Below are 20853 nucleotides of genomic sequence, written 5' to 3'. Positions count from 1 at the left end.
GTGCCGCCCCTGGGGGCGGCACCGGAACGCTGTGGGCGGGCTGGGGCGACGGGCCGTCAGACGGCCGAACCCGCCTTCCACTGGGCCCAGTCCATGTTCCAGCCGTTGAGGCCGTTGTCCGGGGCGACGGTCTTGTCACCGGTGTTCTTGACCACCACGACGTCGCCGACGATCGAGTTGGTGAAGAACCAGTAGCCCGCCGTGCCCTTGTCGTCGGCGCCCTTGGTGTCGGACAGGCCCACGCAGCCGTGGCTGGTGTTCACCGAGCCGAAGATGGACTTCGCGCCCCAGTAGTTGCCGTGCACGAAGGTGCCGGAGTTGGTGAGGCGGATGGCGTGCGGCACGTCCTTGATGTCGTACTCGCCCTTGCCGTCGTCGTCGGTGAAGCCCACGGTCGCGCCGTTCATGCGCGTCTCCTTGAACTTCTCCGACATCACCATCTGGCCCTCGTACGTCTTGTTGTCGGGCGAGCCGGCGGAGATCGGGATGGTCTTGACGACCGCGCCGTTGTGCGTGACCTTCATCTGCTTGGTCTTCGCGTCGACGTAGGAGACCTGGTTGCGGCCGATCTTGAAGGTGACCGTCTTCTGCTGGACGCCGAACATGCCCTTGGCGCCCTCCACCCCGTCGAGCGCGAGCTTCAGCGTGACGGTGGAGTTCTCCTTCCAGTAGTCCTGCGGACGGCAGTCCATGCGCTGGGTGGAGAACCAGTGGCAGACGACCTCCTGACCACTGGTGGAGGTGACGGTGACGCCCTTCTGGACGGCCGCCTTGTTGGTGATCGCCTTGTTGAAGTTGATCGACACGGGCATGCCCACGCCGACGGTCGAGCCGTCCTCCGGCGTGAAGTTGCCTATGAAGCTGTTGTTCGGGGAGACCGTCGTGAAGGAGGCGTTCTCGTGGGCCACCAGGCCGCCGGAGTCCTTCGCCTCGGCCGCCACCTTGTAGGTGGTGGAGCGCTCCAGCTGCTGGTTCGGCTTCCAGCTGGTCCTGTCCGCGGAGAGCGCGCCCGCGACCGCCTTGCCGTCGGCGGTGGTCATCGTCACGGAGGAGAGCGTGCCCTTGCTCACCGTGACGGCCGCCGAGTTGTTGATGGAGGCGTTGTCCGAGCCGTCCGCGGGCGTGATCTTGATCTGGGCCTCGGAGGACTTCTGTGCCGCCGCCTCGTCGGCCTTGGCCTGCGAGGAGCTGTCCTTGCCGTCCGAACCGCCGCTGTCGCCGCCGGAACACGCAGAGAGCACCAGAACACCGCCGAGCAGGGCGGACGCGGCCGTCAGACCCCGACGCCGCCTACTGTCCGTCATCACACGCTTCTCCATCGTCGCCACTTGCCTGAACCCCGAGAGTCCCCGTTTCAAGACCTTCAACGCTACGGCCGGTTCGCCCCGTTCCACTTTCTCCGAAGGTGTGGGGCACGCCACGTTCGTGGCGCGCGTGGTGCGGGTGTCGGCTCGTGCGCCCCCTGAGACGACGAAACCCCGGGCGGCGGTTGCCGTCCGGGGTCACGGGTTCCCCCGGGACGCTCAGCCGGTGCCGCCCGCCGCGCCGTCGGACTCGTCGTCCGGGTCCCCATCCTCGTCGACATCATCCTCGTCGAGGTCCCACTCCGGCGAATCCGGGTCGTACTCGACCCGCTCGCTGGACCAGGAGGCCTGCTGGAGCTCCACTCCGTCGACCTCGCCGACCAGGTCGAACGGGTCGACGAGGTAGGCCAGCGCCTCGGCGGTGTCCTCCGTCACGGCGCTCTCGGCATGCGCGCGTTCGGCGTCCGGGATCTCCTCGTCCTCGGCGAGCCTGCGCAGCGCCGCCGCCGTCACGGCGTCCTCGTCATGAACCTCAAGGAGAATTTCCACTCGAATACGTACAAAACGTGATGACTCTTCAGTGCTCATGGCCGGAGCGTACGGCTCATGGCTCCCGCAACTTTCCCGCGACCCGCGCCTTTCATTAGCATCGGACCACACGGCCAATTCGCCAGCGTCACAAGGGGATCGATATTCCGTGTCATCCGCTCGCCGTCCGTTGCTGACCGCCACCGCCGCGGGGACCCTGTTGGGCGCCCTGTGGTTCGTCCCGTCCGCCAACGCGTCCCAGGACGCCCCGGTCAGAACGGAGACGACGACGCAGGTCACGACCCAGGCACGGGCCGCGTCGACGACCACGGCCGGCGCGCTGCACGCGACGGATGCGAGCACCGGGGACGAGCGGGCCCTCACGACCGTGCGGACCGCGGCCGACACCACGGCCGACGACGGCGCCCGGCTCGCCGACACCGGAAGCTTCGACACGACCCCCTACGTCGTGGGCGGGACCGCGCTGCTCGCCCTGGGCGCGGGCTTCGTCTTCTATTCGATTCGCCGGGAACGCCTCGGTTTTTGAATGGACTTGACTGATCTTTGACGGCTTCTTCATAGTTCGCTCATGAAGAGATCACCGGGGGCACGGCTGTGCGCCGTCACCGCCATCGGCGCACTGTCGCTCTCGCTCCTGACCGCCTGTTCCGACGAGGGGTCGAAGGACGCGTCCGACGCCAAGGGCACCGCCTCGGCCACGGCCTCCGCGGCCGCGTCCGACGCCAAGGCGCTGCCGAAGGCCGAGGTGGAGAAGCTGCTGCTCGCCCAGGGCGAGGTCAAGGGATACAAGGTCGGCTCGGGTGACGACACCCTGCCGGCCTCCAAGAGCGCGGTGAAGACCGACAAGGAGGCGTGCGCTCCGCTCGCCTACGCCATGTCCGGTCTCGCGCCGGGCGAGACGGAGTCCGGCGCGAGCAACACGCTCACCGAGGACAACGCCTCGGCGGCCGCCACCAAGGCCCCCGGGGACATCAGCGAGTCCGACCTGGAGAACGCCTTCAAGGTCAACCTGACCTTCGTGGGCCTGTCGTCGTACGAGGGCGACGGGGCGCAGAAGGCGTTCAAGGCGGTCTCCGACGGCGTCGCGGCCTGCTCCGGCGGCTTCGGGGTCACCGCCCAGGGCCAGAAGCAGAAGATCACGAAGGTCGCCCCGGACGAGGCCGCGAAGAGCGGTGACGAGTCCGTGGCGTTCAGCGTCGACTCCGACGTCGACGGCGAGGGCTCGGCCACCTTCCACACCCGGGTGGTGCGCAAGGGCAACACCGTGGCGTCGTTCTACACCGTGGACTTCGCGTCGCTCACCTCCACCGGCAAGTCGTCCGCCGTGCCGGCCGCCGTCGTCGACGCGCAGCTCGCGAAGATCAAGTAACTCCCGCCGCACGTCCGGGCCCCGCCCCCGCCGCCGTACCGGCGCGGGGGGCGGGGCCCGTGCGACGCAGGCCCTACCTCAGCGGGCCGGTGACCGTCTCCACGGCCGCGACCACGCCGCCCTCGCGCACGAAGGCGTCCGCCGCCGCGAGGTCGGGCGCGAGGAACCGGTCCGGGCCCGGGCCCTGGACGCCCGCCTTGCGCACGGCCTCGATGACCGCGCGCGTGGCCGGCGCCGGGGTCAGCCCCTCGCGCAGCTCGACGCCGCGGGTGGCGGCGTAGAGCTCGACGGCGATCACGCGGGTGAGGTTGTCGACGGCGGTGCGCAGCTTGCGGGCGGCGGACCAGCCCATCGACACGTGGTCCTCCTGCATCGCGGACGACGGGATCGAGTCGGCGGACGCCGGCACGGCCAGCCGCTTCAGCTCGCTGACCAGCGCCGCCTGCGTGTATTGGGCGATCATCAGGCCGGAGTCGACGCCCGCGTCGTCCGCGAGGAACGGCGGCAGGCCGTGGCTGCGGTTCTTGTCCAGCAGCCGGTCGGTGCGCCGCTCGGCGATGGAGGCGAGGTCGGCGACGGCGATGGCGAGGAAGTCCAGCACGTAGGCGACCGGCGCCCCGTGGAAGTTGCCGTTGGACTCCACCCGCCCGTCGGGCAGCACCACCGGGTTGTCGACGGCCGAGGCCAGCTCGCGCTCGGCGACGAGACGGGCGTGCGCCATGGTGTCGCGGCCGGCGCCGGCGACCTGGGGGGCGCAGCGCACCGAGTAGGCGTCCTGGACGCGCGGGGCGTCGTCCTGGTGGTGGCCGGTGAGCTCCGAACCCGCCAGCACGGCCAGCATGTTGGCGGCCGAGGCGCCCTGGCCCGGGTGCGGGCGGATGGCGTGCAGCTCGGGGGCGAGGACCTTGTCCGTGCCGAGCAGGGCCTCCAGCGACAGCGCGGCCGTGACGTCGGCCGACTTGTAGAGCATGTCCAGGTCGGCGAGGGCCATGACCAGCATGCCGAGCATGCCGTCGGTGCCGTTGAGGAGCGCCAGGCCCTCCTTCTCGCGCAGTTCGACCGGGGCGATGCCGTGTTCGGCGAGCAGGTCGCCGGCGGGCCGTACGACGCCGTCCGGGCCCTCCGCGTCGCCCTCGCCCATGAGCGTGAGGGCGCAGTGCGAGAGCGGGGCCAGGTCGCCGGAGCAGCCGAGGGAGCCGTACTCGTGGACGACCGGGGTGATGCCGGCGTTCAGGATGTCGGCCATGGTCCGCGCGACCTCGGGCCGCACGCCGGTGCGCCCGGAGCAGACGGTCTTCAGCCGCAGGAACATCAGCGCCCGGACGACCTCGCGCTCCACCCGCGGCCCCATGCCGGCCGCGTGCGAGCGGACGATGTTGCGCTGCAACTGGGCGCGCAGCTCCGGGCTGATGTGCCGGGTGGCGAGGGCGCCGAACCCGGTGGAGACGCCGTAGACGGGCTCGGGCTTGGCCGCCAGCGCGTCCACGATCCCGCGGGCCGCGGCGAGGGCCGCCACCGCCTCCTCGGAGAGCTCGACGCGGGCGCCGCCGCGCGCCACGGCGAGCACGTCGGACGCGGTCACGCCGTGCGTCCCCACCACCACAGTGTGCATATCCATATTCAGGAGCGTAGTGACTGAAGACGAAGATGTCACCAGTGGGGACGGGGTCCACCCCTTACCGAATACGTCACACCGTCAGGGCCGCCCCCGGAACCTGCGCCGTTCGGCACCCGTCTCCCCTCGCGAGGGGGGCTCGTCGGCCAGCCGGACCACGGGATCGTCCGGCCCCTCCCGCCCCGCGACCACCGGCCGGTCGGCCCGCACCGCCTTGGCCCGGTACTGCGCGGCGTCGGCCAGCCGGAACAGCCGCCGCGCCGAGCCCACCGGCCCGATGGGGTCCTGGGTGGAGGCGACCCCGCAGGCCACTCCCTCGCCGAGCTCCAGCTCGCCGGCCCGGCGGCACAGCTCGCCGGCGACCTTGACCACGTCGTCCGCGGGCGGGCCCACGGCCAGCAGACAGAACTCGTCCCCGCCCAGCCGGGCGGCCAGCGCGCCCGGCAGCATCGCGCCGCACAGCGAGAGCACCGACCCGAACCGCTCCAGCAGCCGGTCCCCGACGGCGTGCCCCCGGGTGTCGTTGACCCGCTTCAGTCCGTTGAGGTCGCACACGACCAGGCTGACCACCACCCCCTCCGCGCGGTGCCGCTCGACCGCCTCCTCCAGCCGCACGTCGACGGCCCTGCGGTTGGCCAGCCCCGTCAGGGCGTCGGTGAAGGCGAGCCGGCGGGCCTCCTCCAGCCGCTCGGTCTGCGCGAGCCCGGCGGCGACGACGGCGGCCAGGACGGTGGCGAAGTCGGCGTCGGCACGGTCGAAGACGACGGCGCCGGCCGAGCGGGCCACGTACAGCTCGCCCCAGGCCCGGCCGTGCAGCACGATCGGCGCCACCACGCAGGAGCCGCGGCCCCGGCGGCGCAGGGCGGCGACCCGCTGGTGGCAGTAGCCCGGCCGCCCGGCGGCCGGGCCCTCGGCCGTCTCCACCCAGGCGTTGGGCTCGCCGCCGGCCGCCCAGCGCTCGTGCAGGAACTCGGTGATCTCGGGGAACCGGTGCACCGGGTAGGCCTCGGCCTCGGGGAACTCGTCCTCGTCGACGGCCCGGTCGCCCACGTTCGCCAGGACGCGCAGCCGCCCGAGGTCGCGTTCCCACACCGACAGCGCGGCGAAGCCTCCGCAGAGCGCGCGGCACGCGCCGAGCGCCGCCGCCCGCCACGACTCGCGGGGGGTGCGCGCGGCCGCCATGCCCTGCGCGAGCGCCACCACGGCCACGAGGCGCGTGTCCTCACCCATCGCCCTCACCCCTGCCCTCGCCCATCACCCCAGGCTAGGGATATTTGGGTGAAAAAGAGACACGAAGGGGCACTTAGAGTGACGTCGGCCGGCGGCGCGGACTCACCGCCGCCCCACCGCGGCCCGGCCGGGCACCGACCGCGGACTCACTCGCCCGGCCACTGCGGCTTCCGCTTCTCGTTGAACGCGGCCACCCCCTCCGCCCGGTCCCCCGAGAACGCCACCGATCGCCACGCCGCGTCCTCGACCTCCAGCCCGGCCCGCAGGTCCAGCCCCTGCCCGAGCCGCAGCGCGCGCTTCGCCGCCCGCAGGCCCACCGGAGAGTTGGCGCCGATCCGCGCGGCGAGCGCGAGCGCCTCCTCCCGGTCCCGCCCGTCCTCCACGAGGACGTCCACGAGTCCCAGCTCGCGGGCCTCGGCCGCCGCCACCCGGCGGGCGCTGAAGATCAGCTCGGCCGCCCGGGCCGCCCCCACCCGGCGCGGCAGCAACTGCGTCCCGCCGCCGCCGGGGATCACGCCCACCGACACCTCGGGCAGCCCCACCACGGCGGTGCCGTCGGCCACGATCACGTCGCAGGACAGGGCCAGCTCGAAGCCGCCGCCCAGCGCGAAGCCGTGCACCGCCGCGACCGTGGGGACCGGCAGCTCCAGGACGCCGGTGTAGGCCCCGCGCGCGTGCGGGCGCTGCCGCACGAGGTCCGCGTCGCTGAAGGAGTTGCGCTCCTTGAGGTCCGCGCCGACGCAGAAGGCCCGCTCGTGCGTCGAGGTCAGCACGACCACCCGGACGTCCCGGTCGCCGGCCAGCGCCGCGCAGGCCCCGGCGATCGACCGGGCCATGTCGGTGGAGACCGCGTTCATGGCCTTCGGCCGGTCCAGGGCCAGCTCCGCGACATGCCCGCCGTCCCCGTGCCGGCGCACCGCCACGAACTCCCCGAACCGCTCCTCGTCCCCGACGCCCACGACACCGCTCACGACACCCTCCGGGTTAACGATGGTTAACAACTGTGGTCCGATCATCCCAGCCGCGTCCCGGCGGCGGAAGAGCGGACCCGTCCTCACCGACACCCCCGTCCACCCGTTCGAGTGACATCTCGCCCAACTCGCCCCGCACTGCCCACAGGAGCGCATAACGTGCGTCCGCCCCGGCGCAGCGGGGGCGCGAGCGCATCCGGGAGGAAACGCGATGACGAGCACGCGGACCGGGCCGGACCCGACGGCACAGGACGTGACGGCCCCGACGCGGGCCGAGGCCGACCGGCCGTGGGCGCCGCGCCCCCGTGGCCGGCACCGCCGTCCCCGCCCCCGCAAGGTGCTGTTCGCCGCCGGCGGTCTCGCCCTGGCGGCGGGGGTGCTGAGCCTGGTGCGCCTGACCTCCGACCCGGGCGGTCCCGCCGGGGTGGGAGCGGCCGGGGCCGATCCGCAGCCCGATCCCGTCGCGAGCACCGGGGACGACACCGGGGCGGACACCGGAGCCGGCGTCGGTCCCGGCCGCTCGGTCGACACCGCGGCCACCGTGGCGCCGTCCCCGAGCGCGCCCAGCGCGATGGGCGGCGCGAGCGCCGGCCCGGCCGGTGAGGCGGGCCTCCTGCCGGGCGCCCCCGGCTCGCCGACGTCCGTCGCCCTCACCCCGGGCGCCACCTACGCCCCGGCCGGGCCCGGCCCGGCGGCCACGCGGCACGCCGACGAACCGCCGCACGCGCCCGACGCGCCCCGGCCCACGCCGACCTCCGGCACGGCCGCCCCGCGGCCCTCGGCGCCGGCCCCCGCCCCGGCCACGACGCCGCCCGCGCCCCAGCCGTCGTCCACCGGGACCCCGCGCCGGCCGGGCGTCTGCGTCCCGGTCGTCGGCCTGTGCGTGGACCCCCTGGCGGCCCCGCTGCCGAAGCTGTAGGAAGGCCCCGGGCCAGGCCCGGGCCAGGCCTGCCGCGCCCGTCAGGACGACCCGCAGGCACTGCTCCGGTCGTCCCGGTCCGGTCGTACGGGTCCGGTCGTCCGGGTCTAGTCGTCCGGGTCGCCGCGGCGGGTGAGCAGCCAGGGCTCGACCACGCCCAGACCGCGCACCGGGCGCTGCCACATGGGCTGGAGCGCGAAGCGGTACTTCGGGGGCTCCTCGCCCTCCTTCTCCGCGGCGGCCGCCTCCTCCGCGGCCTCCGCCTCGGAGGCCGGGGCGTCGCCGGTGCGGATGAGCTCCTCGGCGAACGCGCTGTCGACCAGGACGGCGTCGCGGGGGGCTATCGACGTCAGCCGGGAGGCCAGGTTCACCGTGGTGCCGAAGACGTCGCCCATCCGGGTGGTCACCGTGCCGAAGGCCATGCCGACGCGCAGTTCGGGCATCGTCTCGTCGTGGCTCATCGTCTCGACCAGCAGCAGCGCGATGTCGGCGGCGGTGCCCGCGTCGTCGGCCGCGTACAGCACCTCGTCGCCGAGCGTCTTGATCAGCCGTCCGCCGCGGGCGGCCACCAGGTCGGCCGAGGTGGTCTCGAAGGCCTCGACCAGTTCGCCGAGCTCCTCCTCCTCCATGCGGCGGGTCAGCCGCGTGAAGCCGACCAGGTCGGCGAAGCAGACGGCGAGCCGGCGGTCGACCATCTCCTCGTCGTCCGCGGCCTGCACCACCCGGCCGGCCGAGGCGGCGAGCTGCCGCCGCCAGACGTAGACGAGGAACTCCTCCAGCTCGGGCAGCAGCAGCTCGACGATGGGATAGGTGACCTCGGTGCGGGTCATGCCCGGCTCGGGCGGCTCGGTCAGGCCCTCCAGGAAGGAGTCGATCTGCCACTCCGCCAGCCGGGCGGTGGTCTGCCCGGTGGACCGCGCCACCTGCACGGCCATCGCCTCGCTCAGCAGCCCCGCCTCGACCAGACCCGCCAGCCGGCGCAGGGCCAGGACGTCGGCCTCGGTGAGCGCCCTGGCCTGTCCGATGTCCGCGAAGCCCATGGCCCGCCAGAAGCGCGACGCCAGTTCCATGGACACGCCGGCGCTGCGGGCGGCCTGGAAGGGGGTGTAGCGCCGCTCGGCGCCGAGGATGAGCTGTTCGAGGCGCAGCGCGAGCGGATGCGGGTCCTCACCGGGGTCGCCCGGCTCGCCGGGGTCGGCGGCCGGCAGGTTGCCCCGGCCGTCCTCGCCCGCGCCGGAGCCCGTGTCGTCGACGGTCACGCCTGCTGCCCTTCCGATCTTCCGCGGTCAGGTATCGACCGGCCTCAACTCTACGGCAGGTGTGCGCCAGCTCACTCCGTTCGGTTCGGCGGGGGGCGCGGGGCGGTCGGGGGCCCTACGGCCGTGGCGGCCGCGGCCGCCGCCCGCAGGTCACGCGGGCCTCAGATGGACGATGTCGCCCGCTCCCACCGGCTCCTGTACCCCTTCTCCCGTGGCGATCACCAGCCGTCCGTCGCCGTCGACCGCGACCGCCTCGCCGACGATCGACCGGTCACCCGGCAACTCGGCCCGTACCGTTCGTCCCAGAGTGGCGCACCCGGCCGCGTACGTCTCCTGCAGACCGCACCGCGCGGGGTCTCCGCCGGCCTCCCGCCAGCGCCCGTACCACTCCTCCAGCGACCGCAGGACGCTCCGCAGCAGGGTGTCCCGGTCGGTGCTCACCGCCCCCGCCAGCGCGAGCGAGCCCGCCTGCGGCACCGGGAGTTCCTCCGCGCGCAGGGTCACGTTGACGCCGACGCCGACCACCACCGCGCTCTCGCCGGCCCGCTCCGCGAGGATGCCGCCGGCCTTGCGTTCCTCTCCCCCGACGGTCACCAGGAGGTCGTTGGGCCACTTGAGTGCCGTGTCCACCCCGGCGGCCTTCGACAGCCCCGTCGCCACCGCGACGCCGGTGAGCAGCGGCAGCCAGCCCCAGTGGCTCACCGGCGCCTCGCGCGGGGTGAGCAGCACGGAGAAGAACAGGCCCGAGCGGGGCGGCGCCGTCCACCGGCGGTCCAGGCGGCCCCGGCCGGTCGTCTGCTCCTCGGCGACGAGGACCGCGCCCTCGACCGCGCGGCCCGCGGACGCCGCCGCGACCAGGTCCGAGTTGGTGGAGCCGGTGCGCTGCACCACGTCCACGCCCGTCCACAGGCCGCCCTCCCGGACCAGCCCCCGGCGCAGGGCCGTCACGTTGAGAGGCGGACGGTCCAAGTCGGACCACCGGCCGCCGCCTGCGTCTGCTGCATCTCGCGGTGTCATGCAAGCCACCCTAGGTGTGTTGAACGCCGCACTGCCGATCCGTAGGGGCAGCACTACTCTACGGATGAGTAACCGTCCCCCCTTTTGAGCAGGCAGGGAGCCGCGATCCCGATGTCCGAGCCGGAAGAGCGCCACGAGATCCACGAGACCCCAGGGATCGACATCCACACCACCGCGGGCAAACTCGCGGATCTCCAGCGCCGCATCCAGGAAGCGACGCACGCCGGTTCGGAACGCGCCGTCGAGAAGCAGCACGCCAAGGGCAAGTTGACGGCCCGTGAGCGCATCGAGCTCCTCCTCGACGAGGACTCCTTCGTGGAGTTGGACGAGTTCGCCCGGCACCGCTCCACCAACTTCGGCCTGGAGCACAACCGTCCGTACGGCGACGGCGTCGTCACCGGCTACGGCACGGTGGACGGACGTCCGGTCGCGGTGTTCTCCCAGGACTTCACGGTCTTCGGCGGCGCGCTGGGCGAGGTCTACGGGCAGAAGATCGTCAAGGTGATGGACTTCGCCCTGAAGACCGGCTGCCCCGTCATCGGCATCAACGACTCCGGCGGCGCCCGCATCCAGGAGGGTGTGGCCTCGCTGGGCGCGTACGGCGAGATCTTCCGCCGCAACACGCACGCGTCCGGCGTGATCCCGCAGATCAGCCTGGTCGTGGGCCCGTGCGCGGGCGGCGCCGTCTACTCCCCCGCGATCACCGACTTCACGGTGATGGTCGACCAGACGTCGCACATGTTCATCACCGGCCCGGACGTCATCAAGACGGTCACCGGCGAGGACGTCGGCTTCGAGGAGCTGGGCGGCGCCCGCACCCACAACGCGGTGTCGGGCGTGGCCCACCACATGGCCGGTGACGAGAAGGACGCCGTCGAGTACGTCAAGCAGCTGCTGTCGTACCTGCCGTCCAACAACCTGTCCGAGGCGCCGGTGTTCCCCGAGGAGGCGGACCTGTCCGTCACCGAGGAGGACCTGGAGCTGGACTCCGTCGTCCCGGACAGCGCCAACCAGCCGTACGACATGCACACGGTGATCGAACACGTCCTGGACGACGCCGAGTTCTTCGAGACGCAGGCGCTGTTCGCGCCGAACATCCTCACGGGCTACGGCCGGGTCGAGGGCCACCCGGTGGGGATCGTCGCCAACCAGCCGATGCAGTTCGCGGGCTGTCTGGACATCACGGCCTCCGAGAAGGCGGCCCGGTTCGTGCGCACCTGCGACGCCTTCAACATCCCGGTCATCACGTTCGTGGACGTGCCCGGCTTCCTGCCCGGCGTCGACCAGGAGCACGACGGCATCATCCGCCGCGGCGCCAAGCTGATCTACGCCTACGCCGAGGCCACCGTCCCGCTGATCACCGTCATCACCCGCAAGGCGTTCGGCGGCGCGTACGACGTCATGGGCTCCAAGCACCTGGGCGCCGACCTCAACCTGGCCTGGCCGACCGCCCAGATCGCCGTCATGGGCGCCCAGGGCGCGGTCAACATCCTGCACCGGCGCACGATCGCCGAGGCGGAGGCGGCCGGCGAGGACCTGGAGGCGGTGCGCGCCCGGCTGATCCAGGAGTACGAGGACACCCTGCTCAACCCGTACGTCGCGGCCGAGCGCGGCTACGTCGACTCGGTGATCATGCCGTCGGACACCCGCCGGCACATCGTGCGCGGCCTGCGTCAACTGCGCACCAAGCGGGAATCCCTGCCCCCGAAGAAGCACGGCAACATCCCCCTCTAAGGAGCCGCTGTGACCATCAAGGTCGTACGGGGCAACCCGACCCCCGAGGAGCTCGCCGCCGCCCTGGCGGTGGTCCGGGCCCGCGCCGCGGCGGCAGCCACCGAGCCGTCCGGCGCGCAGGCCCCCAGGGACGCCTGGTCCGACCCGGCGAGGATCGCGGGCCGCCGGCTCCCCCAGCCCGGCGGGGCCTCCTGGACCCGCACCTACTGGCCCGCCTGACACGGCACCGCGGCCCGCGGCCGACGCACCGCCGAACGGCAGGTGAACGGCCGCGGGCCGGCAATCTGAGTACGCCTACTCAGGCACAGGCCCCCCACCAGGCCGCACGCTGGTGGAATGCTGTGGTCCGACCCCGAGAACGAGCCCCCCGAGGAACTCCGCGAGATGCAGGCGACCCTGCGGAGACTCGGCCTCTTCCTCGCGTTGGCCATGGTGGTGGCGATGATCGTGCTGGGGATCAGATAGCCCGCGCCGCGCCCGGGACCTGCCCTAGGCTGACCGCATGCGCCGACTCGTCCTCGCCTCCCAGTCCCCCGCCCGGCTGAACCTGCTGCGCCAGGCCGGTCTCGCTCCCGAGGTGATCGTGAGCGGGGTCGACGAGGACGCGGTGAGCGCGCCGACCCCGGCCGAACTGGCGCTCGCCCTCGCCGAGGCGAAGGCGTCCGTCGTGGCCGCCCGGCCCGACGTCAAGGGCGCCCTGGTGATCGGCTGCGACTCGGTGCTGGACCTGGACGGCGAGGCGCTGGGCAAGCCCGCGGACGCGGCGGAGGCCATCGCGCGCTGGAAGGCGATGCGCGGCCGCGCCGGGACGCTCCAGACCGGCCACTGCGTCTACGACACCGCCTCGGGGCGCTACACCTCCGCGACCGCCTCCACCGTCGTGCGCTTCGGCGAGCCGACCGACGCGGAGGTCGCCGCGTACGTCGCCTCGGGCGAACCCCTGTACGTGGCCGGGGCGTTCACCCTCGACGGCCGCTCCGCGCCGTTCATCGACGGCATCGAGGGCGACCACGGCAACGTCATCGGCATCAGCCTGCCCCTGGTGCGCCGCCTGCTGGCGCACTTGGGCGTCGGCATCACGGAGTTGTGGGCGCCGGAGGCGTGACCGGCCGGGGCGCGGCGGGCTCTGGGGCCGCGGGCGGCGGCTCGGCGGGCGGGGGCGTCGCGGGCGAGCCCCCGCCGTCGCCCTTGCCGGCCGGGGGCGGGTCGGCGACGGGCCGCTGCCGGGCGTCGTACGTCATCAGCAGCAGCACGATCAGGGCGAGCACGACCACCATGAACACGAACTGCGGCACGCCCAGCAGCCCCCACGCGAAGGCGCCCAGGAGGCCGTGCACGACGGCCGCGCTGATCAGCAGGACGCGGCCGAAGCCGGCCGGCGCGCGGTCGCGCAGCGCCACCAGCAGGGCGACCACGCCGCACAGGACGAAGTAGAGACCGAAGACGATCCCGCCGACCTTCGAGGACGTCGCCATGACGTCCGGGTCGAGGCCGGCCAGGGACATGTCCTGCCGGTCCACCACCATGCCCATGAACCAGTTGAGCGCGGCGATGCCGAGCGCCTCGGCGAACAGCACGATCGCCACGACCCACGCCACCGGTCTGCGGACCACGGGTCCCCACCCACTTTCGAGCCGGACCTCAGCGAGGCCGGGCAAGCTAGCTGTTACCTCTAGTACGTTCGAGACACCCGGAACGCTACTAACGGGTAAACGGCGGGACAAGGGTTCTGCGTGCGGCAAAGAATCATTAGGCCATTCGTAGGGACTCCACAAAGAAACGGAGTGGGCCGCAGCACGCTCTCACAGAGACCTTGACCACACAGGAGGGCTAGGGTTTCCGGGAGGAGTGCTGCGTACGGCGGTACTACAAGGGATTTCGTGGTCGAGTGAGCCTGACATCACGCTCCGTGTGGGCAAGCTCACCTTTGGGGACGGGTCGTAGAGCCGTGTCGGCAGTCCCTAAACTCGGCTTGTTTCAAGGAGGGAGCCTCAATCGTGCGCAAGGTGCTCATCGCCAACCGTGGCGAAATCGCAGTCCGCGTGGCCCGGGCGTGCCGGGATGCCGGTATCGCGAGCGTGGCCGTCTACGCCGACCCGGACCGGGACGCTCTGCATGTCCGCGCGGCGGATGAGGCGTTCGCCCTGGGCGGTGACACTCCGGCGACCAGCTATCTCGACATCGGCAAGGTGCTGAACGCGGCGCGGGAGTCCGGCGCCGACGCCGTCCATCCGGGCTACGGCTTTCTCTCGGAGAACGCCGAGTTCGCCCAGGCGGTCCTGGACGCGGACCTGATCTGGATCGGCCCGCCCCCGCAGGCCATCCGCGACCTGGGCGACAAGGTCGCCGCCCGGCACATCGCCCAGCGTGCCGGCGCGCCGCTGGTCGCCGGCACGCCCGACCCGGTCTCCGGCGCCGACGAGGTCGTCGCCTTCGCCGAGGAGCACGGCCTGCCGATCGCGATCAAGGCCGCCTTCGGCGGCGGCGGCCGCGGCCTGAAGGTCGCCCGCACCCTCGAGGAGGTGCCCGAGCTGTACGACTCGGCCGTCCGCGAGGCGGTCGCCGCGTTCGGCCGGGGCGAGTGCTTCGTCGAGCGCTACCTGGACAAGCCGCGGCACGTGGAGACGCAGTGCCTGGCCGACCGCCACGGCAACGTGGTCGTCGTGTCCACGCGTGACTGCTCCCTCCAGCGCCGTCACCAGAAGCTGGTGGAGGAGGCCCCGGCGCCGTTCCTGTCCGAGGCGCAGAGGGCCGAGCTGTACGCGTCCTCCAAGGCGATCCTGAAGGAGGCCGGCTACGTCGGCGCGGGCACCGTCGAGTTCCTCGTCGGCCTCGACGGGACGATCTCCTTCCTCGAGGTCAACACCCGTCTCCAGGTCGAGCACCCGGTGACCGAGGAGGTCGCCGGCATCGACCTGGTGCGCGAGATGTTCCGCATCGCCGACGGCGAGGAGCTCGGCTACGGCGACCCGGAGCTGCGCGGGCACTCCTTCGAGTTCCGCATCAACGGCGAGGACCCGGGACGGGGCTTCCTGCCCGCCCCGGGCACGGTGACACGCTTCGAGGCGCCCTCCGGCCCCGGCGTGCGTCTGGACGCCGGCGTCGAGTCCGGCTCGGTCATCGGCCCGGCGTGGGACTCGCTCCTCGCCAAGCTGATCGTCACCGGCGCCACCCGCGAGCAGGCGCTCCAGCGGGCGGCCCGCGCCCTGGAGGAGTTCCAGGTCGAGGGCATGGCCACGGCGATCCCGTTCCACCGCGCGGTGGTCAGGGACCCGGCGTTCGCTCCCGAACTCACCGGCAGCCAGGACCCGTTCACCGTCCACACCCGGTGGATCGAGACCGAGTTCGTCAACGAGATCCCCCCGTTCTCCGCTGCGGCCGACACCGAGGCCGAGGACGAGACGGACCGCGAGACGATCGTCGTCGAGGTCGGCGGCAAGCGCCTGGAGGTCTCCCTCCCGTCCTCGCTGGGCATGTCGCTGGCCCGCACCGGTCTCGCGGCGGGCGCCAAGCCCAAGCGTCGCGCGGCCAAGAAGTCCGGCCCCGTGGCCTCCGGCGACACCCTCGCCTCCCCGATGCAGGGCACCATCGTCAAGGTGGCGGTCGAGGAGGGCCAGGAGGTCAAGGAGGGCGACCTGGTCGTCGTCCTCGAAGCGATGAAGATGGAGCAGCCGCTCAACGCGCACCGCTCGGGCACCGTGAAGGGCCTGACGGCGGAGGTCGGCGCGTCCGTCACCTCGGGCGCCGCGATCTGCGAGATCAAGGACTGACCCCACCGCTCGTTCGTGTCGAGGCGCCCGGCCCCCGGGCGCCTCGCCGCGTTTGCGGCCCGGATTCCGGGGAGGGTCGCCCCGGCCCCGCCCGGATTCCGGGGAGGGTCGTCACGACCGAGGCCCGCCCGGCACCGGCCCGGACAGGAGCCGCACGACGACGACACCCGGGCATCCGGGCATCCGGGCATCCGGGCATCCGGGCATCGTCGCCCCGGGACCGGTGACCGTCGCTCCGGGACCGGTGACCGCCCATCAGCCACCGGCGACCGACCATCGGCCATCGGTGACCGGCGACCGGCCATCGGTGACCGGCAGGGACGGCCGGCTGCGGTCCACGGGCGTCGCAAGGGCCGTGTGGGTCCGCCCGTTCGGACCCGTTCGGAACGGTCGGCGCCGGCGCGCGCCGCCCCGGTCCGCCGCCGGGGTCGGGCGATGCGTGCCGGCCGGTCGGCGTCAGCCCGCCGCCGTCAACCGGCGGCCCGGGCGGCCCGCGTCGGCGACCCGCCGGCGCCGCCCGCTCCCGTGGTCCGGCGCGGTCAGCGGCGGCGCAGGTCCGCGACGCGGGCCCGCTCGCCGCCGGGGGCCTGCTCGCCGCCCAGCATCGAGGCGGCGCGCAGCCCCGCCTGGGCGCCCGGGATCTGGCCCCGGCGAGGGGCGGGCAGCGGTACGTCCCGGCGCTGCTGCTGGTGCCGCGCCGGGACCGCGTCACCCCCCTGGCTTCCGGACGCCCCGGCCACGGCGATCTGCACCCCCTGGTCCGCCAGGGCCTGGAGTTCGGTGGCGGCGCGGTCGTCGTGCGCGGGCGGCTCGTCGGTCACCAGACGGGTGATGAGGTCCGTGGGCACCGTCTGGAACATGGTGTCGGAGCCGAGCTTGGTGTGGTCGGCGAGGACCACGACCTCGGCGGCGGCCTGCACCAGGGCCCGGTCCACGGACGCCGACAGCATGTTGGACGTGGACAGCCCGCGCTCGGCGGTCAGTCCGCTCCCGGAGAGGAAGGCCCGCGACACCCGCAGCCCCTGAAGGGACTGCTCGGCTCCGCTCCCGACGAGGGCGTAGTTGGACCCGCGCAGGGTTCCGCCGGTCATCACGACCTCGACCCGGTTGGCATGGGCCAGCGCCTGGGCCACCAGGAGGGAGTTGGTGACGACGGTCAGCCCGGGCACCCGGGCGAGCCGGCGGGCCAGCTCCTGTGTCGTGGTGCCCGCCCCGACCACGATGGCCTCGCCCTCTTCGACGAAGCTCGCGGCGAGATCCGCGATGGCGGTCTTTTCGGCGGTCGCGAGATGGGATTTCTGCGGAAAGCCGGATTCTCGCGTGAACCCGCCCGGCAATACCGCACCGCCGTGCCGGCGGTCGAGGAGTCCTTCTGCCTCCAGCGCGCGCACGTCCCGCCGTACGGTCACTTCGGAGGTCTGGACGACGCGGGCGAGTTCACGGAGCGACACGGCCCCGTTCGCTCGCACCATTTCGAGGATCAATTGACGACGTTCTGCAGCGAACACGAAACTGACAGTAACGCGGACGACCGTCTGCTTTCAGCTCTTTGCGCCGAATAGTAGAAGTTGTTCGCACAGAGGGACGGCGAGTGGTATAAGGCCCGGTTCCGGCGACTATGCCCCGCGCACAGTCCGGCGACGCGACGACGGCCCGCCGTCAACTCCCCATGACCAGGGGAGAGTCGGCGGGCCGTCGGGCCGGACCGTCAGACCTCGCCCGCGGACTTGCGGGTGTGCAGCTGCCGCGCCACCTCCGCGATCGACCCCGAAAGGGACGGGTACACGGTGAAGGCGTTCGCGATCTGTTCGACCGTCAGATTGTTGTCGACGGCGATCGAGATGGGGTGGATGAGTTCCGAGGCGCGCGGCGCGACGACCACGCCGCCGACCACGATCCCGGTGCCGGGCCGGCAGAAGATCTTGACGAAGCCGTCGCGGATGCCCTGCATCTTGGCGCGCGGGTTGCGCAGCAGCGGCAGCTTGACGACGCGGGCGTCGATCTTCCCGCCGTCCACGTCGGCCTGGCTGTAGCCGACGGTGGCGATCTCGGGGTCGGTGAAGACGTTCGAGGACACGGTCTTCAGGTTGAGCGGGGCCACCGCGTCGCCGAGGAAGTGGTACATGGCGATGCGGCCCTGCATGGCGGCGACGGAGGCCAGGGCGAAGATCCCGGTCACGTCTCCGGCGGCGTACACGCCCGGGGCGGTGGTCCGGCTGACCTTGTCGGTCCAGATGTGCCCGGACTCGCGGACCCGGACGCCCGCCTCCTCCAGCCCGAGCCCCTCGCTGTTGGGGATGGCGCCGACGGCCATGAGGCAGTGCGAGCCGGTGATGACCCGGCCGTCGGACAGGGTGACCTCGACCCGGTCGCCGACCCGCTTGGCGGACTCGGCGCGGGAGCGGGCCATGACGTTCATGCCGCGGCGGCGGAAGACGTCCTCCAGGACGGCGGCGGCGTCCGGGTCCTCGCCGGGCAGCACGCGGTCGCGGGAGGAGACGAGCGTGACCTTGGAGCCGAGGGCCTGGTAGGCGCCGGCGAACTCCGCGCCGGTGACGCCCGAGCCGACCACGATGAGCTCCTCGGGCAGCTCGGCGAGGTCGTAGACCTGGGTCCAGTTCAGGATGCGCTCGCCGTCGGGCTGCGCGTCCGGCAGCTCGCGCGGGTGGGCGCCGGTGGCGAGCAGGACGGCGTCGGCGGTGAGGGTCTCCTCGCTTCCGTCGGCGGCGCTGACGACGACCTTGCGGGAGCCGTCGAGGGCCTGCATGCCCTCCAGCCGGCCCCGGCCGCGCAGCACGCGGGCGCCGGCGCGGGTGACGGAGGCGGTGATGTCGTGCGACTGGGCGAGCGCGAGGCGCTTCACCCGGCGGTTGACCTTGCCGAGGTCCACCCCGACGACCCGGGCCGCCTGCTCCAGCGGCGGGGTGTCGTCGGCCACGATGATGCCGAGCTCCTCGTACGAGGAGTCGAAGGTGGTCATCACCTCGGCCGTGGCGATCAGGGTCTTCGACGGCACGCAGTCGGTCAGCACCGACGCCCCGCCCAGACCGTCGCAGTCGACGACGGTCACCTCCGCGCCGAGCTGCGCGGCCACCAGGGCCGCCTCATAGCCGCCGGGTCCGCCACCGATGATCACGATCCGAGTCACGTGTCCCATTCTCCCGTACCTGTCGCCGTGGTACCGCCCCGGGGGCCGCGCACGCCGGGACTGTGACCAGAGTGACGCCCGCGCCCGCTGCCGTACTCTCCTTGCATGTCGCTCTACGCCGCGTACGCCGGCAACCTCGACGCGCGGCTGATGACCCGCCGCGCTCCCCACTCGCCGCTGCGCGCCACCGGCTGGCTGAACGGCTGGCGGCTGACGTTCGGCGGCGAGCAGCTGGGCTGGGAGGGGGCGCTGGCCACGGTAGTGGAGGACCCCCTCGCGCAGGTCTTCGTCGCGCTGTACGACGTCGCCCCGATGGACGAGGAGTCCCTGGACCGCTGGGAGGGCGTCGGGCTCGGCATCTACCGGCGGGCCCGGGTGCGGGTGCACACGCTGGAGGGCGAGGAGTCCGCCTGGATGTACGTGCTGGACGGCTACGAGGGCGGACTGCCCTCGGCCCGGTACCTGGGGGAGATCGCCGACGCAGCGGAATCGGCCGGGGCGCCACACGATTACGTGATGGAGCTGCGCAAGAGGCCCTGCTGAGAGGCCCGACTCCTACACTCGGGGAATCGACGCGGCGACGGGAGACGGCATGACCCCCACAACGTACGACGTCTACTACACGGTGCAGGCCGCCGAGGCCCGCGACCGGCTCGACGACCGGCAGCGCATGGCGTTCGACAAGGGCATCGCCCTGTTGGCCCGGGACCCGTTCCTGTCCGTGTCCCGGCCCATAAGCTCCACCGGTGACGACCGGACGATCCGCCTCACCCAGAACGTCCTCGTGGAGTACACGATCAGCCGCGGACGCCTGTTGATCTTCATCGTCGAAGTCTTCAACGACAAGGACGTCCTGATCACGGACGAGTGAGCGCCGCCCGGGCCGGGCCGCCCCTCGTTGGAAACGACAAGACAACGATCGCCATCCCGTCGGCTTCGGCATCTACGCGCGTAGGCCCAGAGCGGCTACCCTCAGTCGCGTGAACGCATCTCTTCTCCCGGACGACATCCAGGGCGACCCGCACGCCGCCGCCGACGCCGCCGCCGCCCGCCTGCGCGAACTGACCGGCGCCGAGACCCACGACGTCGCCCTCGTGATGGGCTCCGGCTGGGCTCCGGCCGTCGACGCCCTGGGCGCTCCCGACGCAGAGTTCCTGGTCACCGAGCTGCCCGGCTTCCCGCCGCCCGCGGTCGAGGGCCACGGCGGCAAGGTCCGCTCGTACCGGATCGGCGAGAAGCGGGCGCTGGTGTTCCTCGGCCGCACCCACTACTACGAGGGCCGCGGCGTCGCCGCCGTCGCCCACGGTGTGCGCACCGCGGTGGCGGCCGGCTGCAAGACGATCGTGCTGACCAACGGCTGCGGCGGCCTGCGCGAGGGCATGCGCCCCGGTCAGCCGGTGCTGATCAGCGACCACCTCAACCTGACGGCGACCTCGCCGATCGTCGGCGCGAACTTCGTCGACCTGACGGACCTGTACTCGCCGCGACTGCGCGCCCTGTGCAAGGAGATCGACGCCACGCTGGAGGAGGGCGTCTACGCCCAGTTCCCCGGCCCGCACTACGAGACGCCGGCCGAGATCCGCATGGCGCGGACGATCGGCGCGGACCTCGTGGGCATGTCGACGGTCCTGGAGGCCATCGCCGCACGCGAGGCGGGGGCCGAGGTGCTCGGCATCTCCCTCGTGACCAACCTCGCCGCCGGCATGACGGGCGAGCCGCTGAACCACGAAGAGGTCCTTCAGGCGGGTCGCGACAGCGCGACGCGCATGGGCGCGCTGCTCGCCCAGGTGCTCGGCCGCATCTGAGCGCGTGCCGCCCGGGGCCGGCGCAGGACGCCCACGGCGGTCGGCTCCGGATCCGCACGGCGGCCCGGGCGGCGCACGAGCGAGGCTCTCCCGTGTGCCGCCGCCGGGCCCGGAGGCTGCCGGGCGGTGTCCGGCCCGTCGCGCGCCGTCCCGCGCGACGGGC

Annotated in this window: 21 protein-coding genes; 11 read left to right on the top strand and 10 right to left on the bottom strand. The window is 72.9% G+C overall.

From position 1 onward, the window contains the following. Positions 1 to 56: 56 nt before the first annotated feature. Entirely contained in the window at positions 57 to 1319 is a 1263-nt protein-coding gene (locus KMS84_RS31115; RefSeq protein WP_256919818.1) for a L,D-transpeptidase, read from the bottom strand. Positions 1320 to 1523: 204 nt separating this feature from the next. Then, entirely contained in the window at positions 1524 to 1853 is a 330-nt protein-coding gene (locus KMS84_RS31110; RefSeq protein ID WP_256919817.1) for a hypothetical protein, read from the bottom strand. 148 nt (positions 1854 to 2001) lie between these two features. Here KMS84_RS31110 and KMS84_RS31105 point away from each other — a divergent pair, with 148 nt between their 5' ends. Together KMS84_RS31105 and KMS84_RS31100 are read left to right on the top strand one after the other, a co-directional pair. Next, complete coding sequence (locus KMS84_RS31105) at positions 2002 to 2379, top strand: LAETG motif-containing sortase-dependent surface protein (protein WP_256919816.1); 378 nt, start codon at positions 2002 to 2004, stop codon at positions 2377 to 2379. 42 nt (positions 2380 to 2421) lie between these two features. Beyond that, a complete protein-coding gene (locus KMS84_RS31100; protein WP_256919815.1) occupies positions 2422 to 3222 on the top strand; it encodes a hypothetical protein in 801 nt (266 codons plus the stop codon). A 73-nt stretch (positions 3223 to 3295) separates the two neighbouring features. Here KMS84_RS31100 and hutH read toward each other — a convergent pair whose 3' ends face one another. From hutH to KMS84_RS31085, 3 genes are all read right to left on the bottom strand, one after another. After that, a complete protein-coding gene (gene hutH, locus KMS84_RS31095) occupies positions 3296 to 4834 on the bottom strand; it encodes a histidine ammonia-lyase (RefSeq protein WP_256919820.1) in 1539 nt (512 codons plus the stop codon). An 84-nt stretch (positions 4835 to 4918) separates the two neighbouring features. Further along, positions 4919 to 6067, bottom strand: a complete 1149-nt coding sequence (locus KMS84_RS31090) for a GGDEF domain-containing protein (protein ID WP_256919814.1) — start codon at positions 6065 to 6067, stop codon at positions 4919 to 4921. A 146-nt stretch (positions 6068 to 6213) separates the two neighbouring features. Continuing rightward, the gene (locus tag KMS84_RS31085; RefSeq protein ID WP_285894185.1) at positions 6214 to 7083 is read right to left on the bottom strand and encodes an enoyl-CoA hydratase/isomerase family protein; all 870 of its coding nucleotides are present in this window, start codon (positions 7081 to 7083) and stop codon (positions 6214 to 6216) included. A 166-nt stretch (positions 7084 to 7249) separates the two neighbouring features. Here KMS84_RS31085 and KMS84_RS31080 point away from each other — a divergent pair, with 166 nt between their 5' ends. Further along, on the top strand, positions 7250 to 7957 hold the full coding sequence (locus tag KMS84_RS31080) for a hypothetical protein (protein WP_256919813.1): 708 nt from the start codon (positions 7250 to 7252) through the stop codon (positions 7955 to 7957). 107 nt (positions 7958 to 8064) lie between these two features. On the opposite strand, the gene KMS84_RS31075 is transcribed toward KMS84_RS31080, so the two are convergent. Together KMS84_RS31075 and KMS84_RS31070 are read right to left on the bottom strand one after the other, a co-directional pair. Continuing rightward, positions 8065 to 9216 (bottom strand): adenylate/guanylate cyclase domain-containing protein, encoded by a 1152-nt coding sequence (locus tag KMS84_RS31075; protein ID WP_256919812.1) that lies wholly within the window; start codon positions 9214 to 9216, stop codon positions 8065 to 8067. A gap of 150 nt (positions 9217 to 9366) precedes the next feature. After that, a complete protein-coding gene (locus KMS84_RS31070) occupies positions 9367 to 10233 on the bottom strand; it encodes a biotin--[acetyl-CoA-carboxylase] ligase (RefSeq protein ID WP_256919811.1) in 867 nt (288 codons plus the stop codon). A 111-nt stretch (positions 10234 to 10344) separates the two neighbouring features. Between KMS84_RS31070 and KMS84_RS31065 the strand changes: the two genes are divergently transcribed. The 4 genes from KMS84_RS31065 to KMS84_RS31050 all read left to right on the top strand — a co-directional run bounded on the left by KMS84_RS31065 (position 10345) and on the right by KMS84_RS31050 (position 13072). Then, on the top strand, positions 10345 to 11967 hold the full coding sequence (locus KMS84_RS31065) for an acyl-CoA carboxylase subunit beta (RefSeq protein WP_256919810.1): 1623 nt from the start codon (positions 10345 to 10347) through the stop codon (positions 11965 to 11967). Between the two features lie 9 nt (positions 11968 to 11976). After that, on the top strand, positions 11977 to 12186 hold the full coding sequence (locus tag KMS84_RS31060) for an acyl-CoA carboxylase epsilon subunit (RefSeq protein ID WP_256919809.1): 210 nt from the start codon (positions 11977 to 11979) through the stop codon (positions 12184 to 12186). 117 nt (positions 12187 to 12303) lie between these two features. Further along, complete coding sequence (mmpB, locus tag KMS84_RS31055) at positions 12304 to 12432, top strand: morphogenic membrane protein MmpB (RefSeq protein ID WP_256919808.1); 129 nt, start codon at positions 12304 to 12306, stop codon at positions 12430 to 12432. Between the two features lie 37 nt (positions 12433 to 12469). After that, positions 12470 to 13072 (top strand): Maf family protein, encoded by a 603-nt coding sequence (locus tag KMS84_RS31050; protein ID WP_256919807.1) that lies wholly within the window; start codon positions 12470 to 12472, stop codon positions 13070 to 13072. On the opposite strand, the gene KMS84_RS31045 is transcribed toward KMS84_RS31050, so the two are convergent. Continuing rightward, on the bottom strand, positions 13044 to 13580 hold the full coding sequence (locus KMS84_RS31045) for a hypothetical protein (RefSeq protein ID WP_256919806.1): 537 nt from the start codon (positions 13578 to 13580) through the stop codon (positions 13044 to 13046). The two genes, KMS84_RS31050 and KMS84_RS31045, sit on opposite strands and share 29 nt — an antisense overlap. Before the next feature lie 384 nt (positions 13581 to 13964). Here KMS84_RS31045 and KMS84_RS31040 point away from each other — a divergent pair, with 384 nt between their 5' ends. Further along, the gene (locus KMS84_RS31040) at positions 13965 to 15737 is read left to right on the top strand and encodes an acetyl/propionyl/methylcrotonyl-CoA carboxylase subunit alpha (protein WP_256919805.1); all 1773 of its coding nucleotides are present in this window, start codon (positions 13965 to 13967) and stop codon (positions 15735 to 15737) included. A gap of 539 nt (positions 15738 to 16276) precedes the next feature. On the opposite strand, the gene KMS84_RS31035 is transcribed toward KMS84_RS31040, so the two are convergent. Further along, positions 16277 to 17245: a DeoR/GlpR family DNA-binding transcription regulator gene (locus KMS84_RS31035; protein ID WP_256919804.1), complete on the bottom strand. Its 969-nt coding sequence runs from the start codon at positions 17243 to 17245 to the stop codon at positions 16277 to 16279. A 200-nt stretch (positions 17246 to 17445) separates the two neighbouring features. Beyond that, the gene (locus tag KMS84_RS31030; protein WP_256919803.1) at positions 17446 to 18894 is read right to left on the bottom strand and encodes an NAD(P)H-quinone dehydrogenase; all 1449 of its coding nucleotides are present in this window, start codon (positions 18892 to 18894) and stop codon (positions 17446 to 17448) included. Positions 18895 to 18990: 96 nt separating this feature from the next. On the opposite strand from KMS84_RS31030, the gene KMS84_RS31025 reads away from it, so the two are divergent. From KMS84_RS31025 to KMS84_RS31015, 3 genes are all read left to right on the top strand, one after another. Continuing rightward, positions 18991 to 19428, top strand: coding sequence for a gamma-glutamylcyclotransferase family protein (locus KMS84_RS31025; protein ID WP_256919802.1), 438 nt, complete (start codon positions 18991 to 18993; stop codon positions 19426 to 19428). Between the two features lie 49 nt (positions 19429 to 19477). Next, positions 19478 to 19756, top strand: a complete 279-nt coding sequence (locus KMS84_RS31020) for a type II toxin-antitoxin system RelE family toxin (protein ID WP_256919801.1) — start codon at positions 19478 to 19480, stop codon at positions 19754 to 19756. A gap of 109 nt (positions 19757 to 19865) precedes the next feature. Further along, positions 19866 to 20690 (top strand): purine-nucleoside phosphorylase, encoded by an 825-nt coding sequence (locus tag KMS84_RS31015; RefSeq protein ID WP_256919800.1) that lies wholly within the window; start codon positions 19866 to 19868, stop codon positions 20688 to 20690. Positions 20691 to 20853: the final 163 nt, after the last annotated feature.

The organism is Streptomyces hilarionis (genome assembly GCF_024539675.1).
Lineage (GTDB): Bacteria > Actinomycetota > Actinomycetes > Streptomycetales > Streptomycetaceae > Streptomyces > Streptomyces hilarionis.
The sequence above is the reverse complement of the archived record's forward strand: the minus strand, read 5'-3'. Positions and strand labels throughout refer to the sequence as shown.

What these genes read in the sequence shown, in the direction of transcription:
- hutH (WP_256919820.1), bottom strand. Translation starts at nt 4,834, where the DNA reads ATGCACACTGTGGTGGTGGGGACGCACGGCGTGACCGCGTCCGACGTG.
- KMS84_RS31065 (WP_256919810.1), top strand. Translation starts at nt 10,345, where the DNA reads ATGTCCGAGCCGGAAGAGCGCCACGAGATCCACGAGACCCCAGGGATC.
- KMS84_RS31070 (WP_256919811.1), bottom strand. Translation starts at nt 10,233, where the DNA reads ATGACACCGCGAGATGCAGCAGACGCAGGCGGCGGCCGGTGGTCCGAC.
- KMS84_RS31030 (WP_256919803.1), bottom strand. Translation starts at nt 18,894, where the DNA reads ATGGGACACGTGACTCGGATCGTGATCATCGGTGGCGGACCCGGCGGC.
- KMS84_RS31080 (WP_256919813.1), top strand. Translation starts at nt 7,250, where the DNA reads ATGACGAGCACGCGGACCGGGCCGGACCCGACGGCACAGGACGTGACG.
- KMS84_RS31025 (WP_256919802.1), top strand. Translation starts at nt 18,991, where the DNA reads ATGTCGCTCTACGCCGCGTACGCCGGCAACCTCGACGCGCGGCTGATG.
- KMS84_RS31115 (WP_256919818.1), bottom strand. Translation starts at nt 1,319, where the DNA reads ATGGAGAAGCGTGTGATGACGGACAGTAGGCGGCGTCGGGGTCTGACG.
- mmpB (WP_256919808.1), top strand. Translation starts at nt 12,304, where the DNA reads ATGCTGTGGTCCGACCCCGAGAACGAGCCCCCCGAGGAACTCCGCGAG.
- KMS84_RS31100 (WP_256919815.1), top strand. Translation starts at nt 2,422, where the DNA reads ATGAAGAGATCACCGGGGGCACGGCTGTGCGCCGTCACCGCCATCGGC.
- KMS84_RS31020 (WP_256919801.1), top strand. Translation starts at nt 19,478, where the DNA reads ATGACCCCCACAACGTACGACGTCTACTACACGGTGCAGGCCGCCGAG.
- KMS84_RS31090 (WP_256919814.1), bottom strand. Translation starts at nt 6,067, where the DNA reads ATGGGTGAGGACACGCGCCTCGTGGCCGTGGTGGCGCTCGCGCAGGGC.
- KMS84_RS31050 (WP_256919807.1), top strand. Translation starts at nt 12,470, where the DNA reads ATGCGCCGACTCGTCCTCGCCTCCCAGTCCCCCGCCCGGCTGAACCTG.
- KMS84_RS31085 (WP_285894185.1), bottom strand. Translation starts at nt 7,083, where the DNA reads ATGATCGGACCACAGTTGTTAACCATCGTTAACCCGGAGGGTGTCGTG.